Origin of the sequence: Nocardia sp. NBC_00416 (assembly GCF_036032445.1) — a bacterium.
In the GTDB taxonomy this organism is placed as follows: domain Bacteria; phylum Actinomycetota; class Actinomycetes; order Mycobacteriales; family Mycobacteriaceae; genus Nocardia.
The window spans coordinates 6615853-6627149 of sequence record NZ_CP107932.1 but is presented as its reverse complement, the minus strand read 5'-3'; the positions used below and the strand labels follow the sequence as shown (position 1 = coordinate 6627149).

9 protein-coding genes are annotated in these 11297 nt (G+C 70.0%); 3 read left to right on the top strand and 6 right to left on the bottom strand.

Features of this window, described 5'->3' with window-relative positions:
* Positions 1-144: 144 nt before the first annotated feature.
* The 4 genes from ndk to OG804_RS28755 form a co-directional block, all read right to left on the bottom strand.
* Complete coding sequence (gene ndk / locus OG804_RS28770) at positions 145-561, bottom strand: nucleoside-diphosphate kinase (protein ID WP_328391767.1); 417 nt, start codon at positions 559-561, stop codon at positions 145-147.
* 142 nt (positions 562-703) lie between these two features.
* Positions 704-1135: a DUF4233 domain-containing protein gene (locus tag OG804_RS28765; protein WP_328391766.1), complete on the bottom strand. Its 432-nt coding sequence runs from the start codon at positions 1133-1135 to the stop codon at positions 704-706.
* A gap of 84 nt (positions 1136-1219) precedes the next feature.
* On the bottom strand, positions 1220-2626 hold the full coding sequence (gene folC, locus OG804_RS28760; RefSeq protein ID WP_442941913.1) for a bifunctional tetrahydrofolate synthase/dihydrofolate synthase: 1407 nt from the start codon (positions 2624-2626) through the stop codon (positions 1220-1222).
* 50 nt (positions 2627-2676) lie between these two features.
* Positions 2677-5355: a valine--tRNA ligase gene (locus tag OG804_RS28755; RefSeq protein WP_328391765.1), complete on the bottom strand. Its 2679-nt coding sequence runs from the start codon at positions 5353-5355 to the stop codon at positions 2677-2679.
* 325 nt (positions 5356-5680) lie between these two features.
* Here OG804_RS28755 and OG804_RS28750 point away from each other — a divergent pair, with 325 nt between their 5' ends.
* On the top strand, positions 5681-6406 hold the full coding sequence (locus OG804_RS28750; protein WP_328391764.1) for an AAA family ATPase: 726 nt from the start codon (positions 5681-5683) through the stop codon (positions 6404-6406).
* 8 nt (positions 6407-6414) lie between these two features.
* On the opposite strand, the gene OG804_RS28745 is transcribed toward OG804_RS28750, so the two are convergent.
* Both OG804_RS28745 and OG804_RS28740 read right to left on the bottom strand, forming a co-directional pair.
* Entirely contained in the window at positions 6415-7353 is a 939-nt protein-coding gene (locus OG804_RS28745; protein ID WP_328391763.1) for a diacylglycerol/lipid kinase family protein, read from the bottom strand.
* Positions 7350-8927 carry an FAD-binding oxidoreductase gene (locus tag OG804_RS28740; protein ID WP_328398797.1) on the bottom strand — a complete coding sequence of 526 codons (1578 nt, stop codon included), beginning with the start codon at positions 8925-8927 and terminating at the stop codon, positions 7350-7352. The genes OG804_RS28745 and OG804_RS28740 overlap by 4 nt, the downstream gene beginning before the upstream one ends.
* A 119-nt stretch (positions 8928-9046) precedes the next feature.
* Between OG804_RS28740 and OG804_RS28735 the strand changes: the two genes are divergently transcribed.
* Both OG804_RS28735 and OG804_RS28730 read left to right on the top strand, forming a co-directional pair.
* Positions 9047-9664, top strand: coding sequence for a TetR/AcrR family transcriptional regulator (locus OG804_RS28735; RefSeq protein WP_328391762.1), 618 nt, complete (start codon positions 9047-9049; stop codon positions 9662-9664).
* A 79-nt stretch (positions 9665-9743) separates the two neighbouring features.
* Entirely contained in the window at positions 9744-11297 is a 1554-nt protein-coding gene (locus OG804_RS28730; RefSeq protein ID WP_328391761.1) for a glycerol-3-phosphate dehydrogenase/oxidase, read from the top strand.

Below are 11297 nucleotides of genomic sequence, written 5' to 3'. Positions count from 1 at the left end.
CGGCATCGTTCTGCAGTGTGTCATCCGGCCGCACCCACTGTGGATGCAACCAAGTACCAGTATCCCACACCGTGCGCCAGGTGTTCGCCATGGCGCTGCGCAAGGCACTCGCACGGGTCCGGCAAGCCCGTCACCGGGCAGTGATCAGAGCGGGAATTCGGGGAACCAGAGGGAGATCTCACGCTTCGCGGACTCGGGCGAGTCCGATCCGTGGACCAGGTTCGACTGTGTCTCCAAAGCCAGATCTCCGCGAATGCTTCCGGGCACGGCCTTCTCCACCGGATCGGTGCCGCCGGCCAGCTGCCGGAAGGCGGCGATGGCGCGCGGTCCCTCCAAGACGGCCGCGACGACCGGGCCCGAGGTGATGAACTCGATCAGCGAACCATAGAACGGCTTCTCCGCATGCTCGGCGTAATGCGCGCCGGCCAGCTCCTCGCTCACCTGTTCGAGCTTGAGGGCCGCGATGGAGAGACCCTTGCGCTCGACCCGGCTCAGCACCTCGCCTACGTAGCCGCGAGCCACACCGTCGGGTTTGATAAGAATCAACGTCTGCTCTGTCACGCGGTCAGCCTAATGGGCGCAGCTGGGCGGAGTTCAACCGCAGTCCGCGCACGGCCGCAGCGCAAGGCGGAGGTAAGCCCGGCGGGCCCGTAGGACGGCCCCGGGTGTGCCCGTCCCCCGTGCGGCCCACCTCACCCGGGGCTCAGGACCCGTGGCCGGTCCGCTGGCTGGGCAGCGTGCCCTCGTCCATCCGATGTTTCACATCCGAGCGCAGCAGCAGGATGAACGCCCACACCACCAGGAAGACGATCCCGATGATCGCGATGGAGAGATGGAACACTCCGCCGATGAGAACCAGTACCTGCAACCCCAGGTTGAACGGGATGGCCCAGGGACGGCGCTGCAGGCCGGCGCCCGCGACCATAAGCAGGGCCAGCACCACCAGGTAGGTTCCCGACACCCAGGTGACGCCACCCGCGATATCGGCGACCACGGGCAAGGCGAGCAGCACGGTGATCGCCTCGAGCACCAGAGCACCCGCCATCACACCCCGCAGACCCTTCCAGGGGTCGGGTGGGGCCGGGGCCGTTGCCTCGGGCTCGGGCTCGGGCTCGGGCGATTCGCTCTCACTCATGCTGTGTCCTCGGTGTCGGCGTCGCCTCCGGCGTCGCGGGGTTCGGCGCCCCTCGGTCTCGGTTGTGCACTCCCGCGCTCAGCATTACGCCGGGTCCTTGCCGAACAGGGCGCGCGCGGCGCCGGCCGTCACGACCGACCCGGTGACGACCACACCCGCGCCGGACACCATCTCCCCTGCCTCGCCGACCTCTTCGGCGAGGGCGACGGCGGTTTCCAGGGCGTCGGGCATCGAGGCGGCGGTGACCACGCGTTCGTCGCCGAACCGCTGGACCGCCAGATCGGCGAGCTGGTCGACCGGCAGCGCACGCGGCGACCCGTTGGCGGTCACCACGATCTCGTCGAAGACCGGTTCGAGCGCGGTGAGGATTCCGTCGACATCCTTGTCGCCGAGTACCGCGACCACCCCGACCAGTTTGCGGAAATCGAACTCCGAGGTGAGCGTCGCGGCCAGCGCAGCCGCGCCGGCCGGGTTGTGCGCGGCGTCGATGAAAAGGGTGGGCGCGTTGCGCATCCGCTCGAGACGGCCGGGACTGGTGACGTCGGCGAAACCGGCGCGGACCGCCTCGATATCGAGCTGCCGCTGCGCCCCGGCGCCGAAGAAGGCCTCCACGGCGGCCAGCGCGAGCACCGCGTTCCGGGCCTGGTGTTCGCCGTGCAGCGGCAGGAAGATCTCGTCGTAGACCCCGCCCAGGCCCTGCAACTCCAACTGCTGCCCGCCGATGGCGATCCGGCGGCCGAGGACCTGGAACTCCGATCCGGCCCGAGCGACCGCGGCGTCGACCTCGACCGCCCGGCGCAGCAGGACCTCCAGCGCTTCGGGATCCTGTTCGGCGATGATCGCGACGGTATCAGTGGGGACCAGCGATTCGGGGGCGCGTTTGATGATCCCGGCCTTCTCCTTCGCGATGGAGGTGAGATCGGGTCCCAGGTAGTCGGTGTGGTCGAGACCGATGGGGGTGATCACGGCGATCTGCGCGTCGACCACGTTGGTGGCGTCCCAGGAGCCGCCCATCCCGGTCTCCACTACCGCCACGTCGACCGGCGCTTCGGCGAACGCCGCGTAGGCCATGGCGGTGAGCACCTCGAACTTGCTCATGGCCGGACCGCCCGCGGTCGCCGACTGGGCGTCGATCATTTCGATGTAGGGCTGCATCTCCCGGTACAGCTCGACATATCGGGCCGGCGTGATCGGCCGGTTGTCGATACTGATCCGTTCGGTCGCGAGCTGCAGGTGCGGGCTGGTGAGCCGGCCGGTCCGGCGGTGCAGGGCGGTGAGCAGGGAGTCGATCATCCGGGTCACCGACGTCTTGCCGTTGGTGCCGGCTACGTGGATCGCCGGGAAACCGCGCTGCGGGGAACCCAGCACATCCATCAGCGTGGCGATCCGGGTGAGCGAGGGTTCGATCTTGGTTTCCGGCCAGCGCTGGTCCAGCTCGGCCTCGACCAGCGCCATCTCCGCCAGCTCCACCGGAGACGGACCGGAACCCAGCCGGGCGCCGCCGTGCTGGGGCTCCGGCTCCGCGTTGTCGCCGTGGGCGTTCACTTGCCGCTCAGCTCGAGCAGTCGCGACCCGATCCGCTCGACTTCGGCCGCGGCGACCTCTTGCCGGGCCCGGATCTTGTCGACCACCGGCTCCGGGGCCTTGGCCAGGAACGACTCGTTGCCGAGTTTGGCTTCGGTACTCGCAAGCTCCTTCTGCGCGGCCGCCAGATCCTTTTCCAGGCGGCGGCGTTCGGCCGCGAGGTCCACGGTGCCCGAGGTGTCCACCTGCACGGTGACGGTGGTGGCGCTCAGCCTGACCTCGACGGAGGCGGTGGCCGCGAAACCCGCACCCGGTTCGGTGAGGCGACCCAGGGCGCTCACCTCCAGGTGGAGATGGCCCAGGCCCGCCTCGTCCAGACCGAGGACGCGGGCCGCGACCTTCTGTTTGTCGTTGAGGCCCTGATCGCTGCGGAAACGACGGATCTCGGTGACGAGTCGCTGCAGATCGGTGATCCGCTGGGCGCCGGCGGTGTCGGCGGGTGTCCCGCTCGGCCGCGGCCACGCCGCGACGACCACCGATTCGCCCCCGGTCAACGCCTGCCACAGCGATTCGGTGACGAACGGGATCACCGGATGCAACAACCGCAGCACCGAATCCAGCACGGCCCCGAGCACGATCCGGGTCGACTCGGCCCGCTCCTCGCTCTCGCCGAACTGGACCTTGGACAGTTCCAGATACCAGTCGCAGAGTTCGTCCCAGGCGAAGTGATAGAGCGCCTCGCAGGCCTTGCCGAACTCGTAGGCGTCGAACGCGGCGTCGACTTCGGCGAGCACCTCGCCGAGCCGGTCGACGATCCAGCGGTCGGCGTCGGTGAGGGATTCGCGAGCGGGCACGGCACCGGGTCGGGCGCCGTTCAGCAGCGCGAACTTCGTCGCGTTGAACAGTTTGGTGACGAAGCTGCGCGAGGCCAGGGCATGCGGTTCGCCGACCGAGAGGTCGCCGCCGGGCTGGGCGCCGCGCGCCAGGGTGAACCGCAGGGCGTCGGCGCCGTAATCCCTGATCCAGTCCAGCGGGTCGATCCCGTTGCCCCGGGATTTCGACATCTTCTTACCGAACTGATCGCGGATCAGCCCGTGCAGGAACACGTCCTCGAACGGAACCTGGTAGGCGCCGTCCTTGCCGGTGGTCACGGTGGGGTCGTCGGCGACGAAGGTGCCGAACATCATCATCCGGGCGACCCAGAAGAACAGGATGTCGTATCCGGTGACCAGAACGCTGGTGGGATAGAACTTGGCCAGTTCGGGGGTCGCGTCCGGCCATCCCATGGTGGAGAACGGCCACAGCCCGGAGGAGAACCAGGTGTCGAGGACATCGGGGTCCTGCACCCAACCTTCGGGCGCCTGCTCGTCGGGGCCGACGCAGACGAACTCGCCCTCGGGCCCGTACCAGATGGGAATCCGGTGACCCCACCACAGCTGCCGCGAGATACACCAGTCGTGCATGTCGTCGACCCAGTCGAACCAGCGGGGTTCCTGACTCGCCGGATGGATGACGGTGTCGCCGTTGCGCACGGCATCCCCGGCGGCCTTCGCCAGCGCTTCGACCTTGACCCACCACTGCATGGAAAGCCGCGGCTCGATCGGCTCGCCGCTGCGTTCGGAATGACCGACACTGTGCAGGTAGGGACGCTTCTCGGCGACGATCCGGCCCTCGGCGGCGAGCCGTTCGCGGACCTTGACCCGCGCCTCGAAGCGGTCCATCCCGTCGAATTCGGTAGCGGTGCCGGTGATCCGGCCGTGTTCGTCCATGATCGTGGGCATCGGCAAGTTGTGCCGCAGGCCCATCTCGAAGTCGTTCGGATCGTGCGCCGGAGTGATCTTCACTGCGCCGGAACCGAATTCGGGATCGACATAGTCGTCGGCGATGATCGGGATCTGCCGTCCGGTGATCGGATGTTCGAGGGTGGTGCCGATCAGATCCCGGTAACGGGGATCGTCCGGATGCACCGCGACTGCGGTGTCACCGAGCATGGTCTCGACACGGGTGGTGGCCACCACGACGTGCGGTTCGGAATCGACGAGTGACCCGTATCGCAGCGACACCAACTCCCCCTCGACGTCCTCGTACTTGACCTCGATATCGGAGATGGCGGTGCGCAGTTCCGGCGACCAGTTCACCAGCCGTTCGGCCCGGTAGATCAGGCCGGCGTCGTAGAGGCGTTTGAAGATGGTCTGGACGGCGCGCGAGAGGCCCTCGTCCATGGTGAACCGATCCCGCGACCAGTCGACGCTGTCACCGAGCGCCCGCATCTGCCACTGGATGGCACCGCCGGATTCGCGTTTCCAGTCCCAGACCTTCTGCACGAACAGTTCGCGGCCGAATTCCTCTTTGGTCTTGCCGTCCGCGGCGAGTCGCTTCTCCACCACCAACTGGGTCGCGATACCGGCGTGATCCATACCGGGCAGCCAGAGCACCTCGTAGCCCTGCATACGTTTGCGGCGCGCGAGGGTGTCCATCAGGGTGTGGTCCAGGGCGTGACCCATGTGCAGCGTGCCGGTGACATTGGGTGGCGGCAGCACGATCGAGTACGCGGGCGCGGCACTGTGCGGGTCGGCGGTGAAGTAACCGGCCGCTACCCAGCGCTCGTACAGGTCGGCCTCCACCTCGCCGGGATTCCAGCTCTTGGGGAGGGCATCGGCACGATTACGCGTGTAGTCAGGGGCTGCGCTGGTCACGCAGCGATTCTAGTGTTCGTGATGAAACGGTTTTCGCAGGGTGCGTGATAGCGGAACCCGGCGGCTGCGAAACGGCGGGGGCCCGCGCGCGACCCCGGAGGTCCCGCCCGCGGAACCCGGCACAGAAAAAGGCGGAGCCTTCGGTGGATGAGGGACACCGAGGACTCCGCCTACGACGTTCAGCCTACCGTCGATCGGCGACCGCGCCCCGAATCCATAAGCAATTCTCAGCTTGGGTACCGGAAGCCGCAGCCGGACACCATGGCCGGAACGGCCGAGAGCGCCGGGCCGATCCTGTGATCTCGACCGGACAAAGGCGGCAATCTTGCCGAAACCGGTCTTACTGGGGACTCTGGACGGGGTGAACCCCCCGCTCGACTCCGTACCGCTGCATTCCCCGGAATCCATCTTCCCCGAATCGGATTCAGGGATCGTCCGACCCCGGGGCGTGGACGATCTACGGGGCCGGCCGACGACCGAGCTACGGTACCCGGCGACCGCCGCCGTCCTGTTCGCCGGTATTCCGGGTGCGGGCAAGAGCACCGCCCTGCGCAGGCTGTTCGGTTCCGACCCCGAGGCCGAGCACGCGACGAACGGTCCGGGCGATTCGGTGGTGCTCGATTCGATCCACGCCCGGAACTCGTGGCGGCCGCGACTGGCCTGGCTGCCTTATCCGATGTGGCGGCCCGTCGTGCACCTGGTGCACTTCAGCCGGATCTGGGTCGCGCTGCGCGACCACACCGGTCCCGTGGTGATCCATGACTGCGGCACCATCGGTTTCACGCGGCGGATGCTCACCCGATGGGCCGCCCGGCACGGACGTGAACTGCATATGGTGCTGCTCGATGTGCCGGCGACCGTCGCCCGGGCCGGGCAGTACGCGCGCGGGCGCCGAGTCGGGCGATTGTCCTTCCACTGGCATGTGTGGCGGTGGAGACGGATACTGCGCAGGCTGGAAACCGGGCGCGGGCCGCGCCCGGCGCCGACCTCGGTCGTGGTGCTCGACCGGATCGGCATCGATCGACTGCGGGGGGTGCGGTTCGCCGCCTGACCGGGCGGTCAGGGCGTCAGCACGGTCAACGCGCGGGGCGCGATACGCGCCGTGAGCGGCAGTTGTCCGGCTGGTTCGCCGTCGGCGGTGGCCGGGGCGCCCGGCGCGCTCAATCGCAGGGATTCGACCCGGTACTGACTCACCGCGGGATGCTCGATCCGTTTACCCGCCGACAGGGCGGGCAGGATCCGCAGCAATTCCAGATGCGACACCTTGCCGACCACGGTCACGTCCAGCAGCCCGTCGTCGCATACGGCATCCGGGCAGATCAACATCCCGCCGCCATAGGTGGTGGTGTTGCCCACCGCGACCAGCAGCGCCTCGGTGTCGAACACCGGATCCGGCGAAGCGCCGCCGAACTCGATCCGGTACGGCACCGCGATACCGTGCGCGATCTCGGCCACCGCGGCGAAGGTGTAGCGCGACCGGCCGCGCGGCCGCCGCATCCGGTTGGCGCGCAAGGTGACCCGGGCGTCGAAACCGGTGCACGCGACCGTCGCGAACCACATCGGCTCGTGCCCGCTGGGTTCCAGGCGGCCCAGGTCGATAGTGCGCACCCGCCCGTACCGGACCAGTTCCGCGGCGCGGCCGGGTTCGTCGGCGATGCCCAGTTCACGCGCCAGGTCGTTACCCGTTCCCGCCGGCACCAGAGCCAACGGGACGCCCGAATGCGCGAGTGGGTCCAGGATCGTGGACACCAGGCCGTCGCCGCCCACACAGACGACCACATCCGGTGCGGCGCCGGCCACCACGTCACGCACCTGCCGCCGGGTCTCCGCAGCAGAGGGGGCATGGATCTCGGTGACCTCGATCCCGTCTCCGGTGAGCCGATCGATGACCGCGCGGGCCGCTTCACGCGCCTTACCCTGACCAGAACTGGGGTTGGTCACCACGGCGACCGCGTGTAGCTCTCGCGGGTCTGCGCCGTTGCGGCCGGGGTCGGTCATGGCAGCAGTGTGCCAGGATTGAGGATCCCGGCCGGGTCGATCTCGCGTTTCACCGCGCGCAGCACCCGCACGCCGAGGTCGCCGATCTCGTCGGGCAGCCAGGCCCGGTGGTCCGCGCCCACGGCATGGTGGTGGGTGATCGTGGCGCCGGCGGCGGCGATGGCGTTCCCGGCCGCCGTTTTGGCGGCCCGCCATTGGGCGATCGGCTCGTCGAGCTGTTTGGCGACCACCGTGAAGTAGAGGGAGGCGCCGGTCGGATAGGTATGCGAGATATGGCACATCACCAGGGCCGGAGCGCCCTGGGCCGAGAGCGAATCGGTGAGGGCCGCCGTCACCTTCGCTTTGAGCTCGGACAGGTCGCTCCAGGTGGTGGCGGTTTCCAGGGTCTCGCACAGCACGCCGGCATCCAGCAGCGCGTCACGCAGGTAGGGCGCGGCGAAGCGGCCGTGCTCCCATTCCCGGGCCGGGTCGGGCCCGAGTTCGGTGCCGCCGGCGGCGCGCAGCAGCGCCGCCGCCTCGGCGCCGCGGGCCGCGGTATGGGCCGCCGTGCCCTCGAAGGTGGTCACCGCGAGACAGCCGGACACGCCGGCGCCGCCGATATCGCCGGCGCGCGCCAGGTTGAGCCCGGTTTCCGCCTCGTCCGACAACCGCAGCACGGTCGGCGCGGCACCCGTCTGGACCACCGCGCGCAACGCGGCGGCGCCGGTTTCGAAATCCGGGAAGGACCAGGCCATATAGGTGGTGGTCTCGGGTGCCGGGTGGACCCGCACCGTGACCTCGGTGAGCACGCCGAGCGCACCTTCGGACCCCACGAACAGTTCGCGCAGATCCGGACCGGCGGCCGAGGCCGGCGCGCGCCCCAGCATCACGCTGCCGGTGGGCGTGGCGACCCGGATCCGCTGGACCATATCGTCGAAGCGGCCGTACCCGGCGGAGGCCTGACCCGACGAACGGGTCGCGGCGAACCCGCCGATGCTGGCGAATTCGAAGCTTTGCGGATAGTGGCCGAGCGACAGACCGTGTTCGGCGAGCAACTGCTCGGCGCGCGGTCCGGTGACGCCGGCGCCCAGGGTGGCGGTACCGGAGACAGGGTCGCAGTCCAGGAGGGCGTCGAGCCGGCGCAGGTCCAGTGCGATCACCGTGTCGAAGCGCCCGCGAACCGGGTCCAGCCCGCCCACCACGCTCGTACCCCCGCCGAACGGCACCACGGCGATGCCCTGGTCCGAACAATGGGCGAGCACGGCGGCCACCTCGTCGTGCCCGGCCGGGTACACGACCGCGTCCGGGGCGTCCTGGGGCCCGGGGTCGCGGCGGCGGAGCAGATCGGGCGTGCTCTTACCGCCGGCATGCCGGAGGCGGTCGATATCCGCAGTGGATACGTGGTCCGCGCCGACCAGGTCCGCCAGCCCGGCCCGCCGGTCCGCAGACAGCACCGCGGGCCGCAACGGCACCTCGCGCTCGACGCGACGCGGCGCCGACTCCCCGGACACGCCGAACACCTGCGTCAGCAGGCCGCGGATCCGCTCGGGAAGCGGTGAGTGCCCGGCGGGGACACCCCAGGCGTCCCACACCATGTCCGGTCGCGCGGTGCTCGGCGCCGAGTTCGCCGCGCGTTCGCCTTGGTCACTGGTCATGCGTTACAGTTTTACACGAACTGTCAAGTAGTAACCCCAACTGGAGCGAGGTCGTGCCCGTGTCCCCTGGCGCAGCCACCCCGGATCCCGACGTCGCGCCCGTCGAGCTGACCATCCTGGACGCGGCGCGCGAGTGTGTCGCCGAGTTCGGGGTCCGGCGCACCACTCTCACCGAGGTCGCGCGCCGGGCCGGTGTCAGCCGGCCCACGGTCTACCGGCGCTGGCCGGACAGCCGCGCGCTGGTCGCCGAACTGCTCGTGCGGGAATTCCGCGAGATCATCGCCGCGGCCGTACCCACCACCGGGCCCGCGCGTGACCGGCTCATCATCGGAATCGTGAACGGCGCGGCACAGGTGCGATCGAACCCGCTGTTCGGCAAGATCTTCCGCACCGATACCGACCTGATGCTGACCTACGTGTTCGGCCGGCTGGGCCGCAACCAGCGGCAACTGCTCGACCTGTTCGCGACCGGTATCCGGGACGGGCAGGCCGACGGCTCGGTGCGCGCCGGGGATCCCGGCCAGTTGGCCGCGATGGTGCTGTTGATCGCCCAGTCCGCCGTGCAGTCGGCGGTCACGGTCGCCGAACTGCTGGACGGCCCCGCCATGGACACCGAACTCCGGCACGCCCTCGATGCCTATCTCGCCCCCGCGACCCACCCGTCCAGGAAGGAGTAGCGCACGACGCACCGGACACCGTCCCCTCTGCAGACGCTGTCCGGCCCGTCCACCCGGGCGGGAGCCGTGCCGAGAACAGATGGCCGAGAATTCATTCCCTTCCGGCGGTCCGGCGTTGAACGCACGCCGCCGCGACCGTGAACTCGCCGCACTGGGTGACAACCCGGTCGTCGACCTGCTCGTCATCGGCGGCGGGGTGACCGGCGCCGGAGTCGCGCTCGACGCGGCCGCCCGCGGCCTGCGCACCGTCCTGGTGGAACGCCACGATCTGGCGTACGGGACCAGCCGGTGGAGTTCGAAACTGGTGCACGGCGGACTGCGCTATCTGGCGAGCGGCAAGATCGGCATCGCCCACGAGAGCGCGGTGGAGCGAGGGATCCTGCTGCGCCGCACCGCACCCCATCTCGTGCGACCGCTACCGCAACTGGTGCCGCTGCTCCCGGGGATCGGGTTCTCGTCGCGAGCGCTGATCCGCGCGGGCTTCCTGGCCGGCGACGCGCTGCGGGCGGGCGCGGGCACCCCGGGAGCGCTGCTGCCGCGGTCGCGGCGGGTGACCCGGGCCGAGGCGCTGCGGCTGGCGCCGACGGTGCGGCAGCACGGACTGCGCGGTGGACTGCAGGCCTGGGACGGGCAACTGGTCGACGACGCGCGCCTGGTGGTCGCTGTGGCGCGGACCGCCGCCGCGCACGGCGCGGCCGTACTCACCCGGGTCTCCGCGGAGGCGGTAGACGGCGCCGGGGCCACCCTGCGCGACACGCTCACCGGGGAAACCCTGCAGGTCCGCGCCACGGCCGTGATCAACGCGACCGGGGTCTGGGCGGACCAGGTCGACCCCAGTATCGAATTGCGTCCCAGCCGAGGCACTCATCTGGTGTTCGACGCCGCGGCCTTCGGCGGGCTCACCGCGGCGCTGACCGTGCCGGTGCCCGGCTCTGTCGGTCGTTTCATCTTCGCGCTGCCCGCACCGCACGGCAGGGTGTACCTGGGCCTGACCGACGAGGACGCCCCCGGACCGGTCCCCGACGAGCCGCGCCCCACCGCCACCGAGATCGATTTCCTGCTCGATACCGTCAACACGGTGCTGCGTATCCCGCTGACCCACACCGATATCCGCGGCAGCTACGCCGGGCTGCGCCCACTGTTGCGCACAGCCGGCGACAACACCGCTGATATCTCGCGCGAACACGCCGTCCTCACCTCTCCGAGCGGGGTGGTGACGGTGGTCGGCGGCAAGCTCACCACCTATCGCAAAATGGCGCAGGACGCCGTCGACGCCGCCGTCACGCGAGCCGGTCTCACCGCCCGTCCGTGCCGGACGGCCGATATTCCGCTGGCGGGAGCGGTCGGCGGCGCGGCGCGGGACGGGCTCGCCGCACCGCAACTGCTGATCGAACGCTACGGCGCCGAAGCGCCCACGGTCGCCGCGCTGGCCGCGGCGAACCCCGAACTGGCCGATCCGGTCTTTCCCGGCGCGGATGTGCTGGCGGCCGAGTTCGCGTGGTCGCTGGAACAGGAGGGCGCGCTCGACGCCGGCGATCTCCTGGACCGCCGCACCCGCCTCGGCCTGGTCCCGGCCGATCGCGCGGCCGCGCAGGCCGCCGCCGAAGCCGTCGTATCCGCCTGGTCGGCGTGA

What these genes read in the sequence shown, in the direction of transcription:
- OG804_RS28765 (WP_328391766.1), bottom strand. Translation starts at nt 1,135, where the DNA reads ATGAGTGAGAGCGAATCGCCCGAGCCCGAGCCCGAGCCCGAGGCAACG.
- OG804_RS28745 (WP_328391763.1), bottom strand. Translation starts at nt 7,353, where the DNA reads ATGACCGACCCCGGCCGCAACGGCGCAGACCCGCGAGAGCTACACGCG.
- OG804_RS28740 (WP_328398797.1), bottom strand. Translation starts at nt 8,927, where the DNA reads ATGGTGTGGGACGCCTGGGGTGTCCCCGCCGGGCACTCACCGCTTCCC.
- OG804_RS28730 (WP_328391761.1), top strand. Translation starts at nt 9,744, where the DNA reads ATGGCCGAGAATTCATTCCCTTCCGGCGGTCCGGCGTTGAACGCACGC.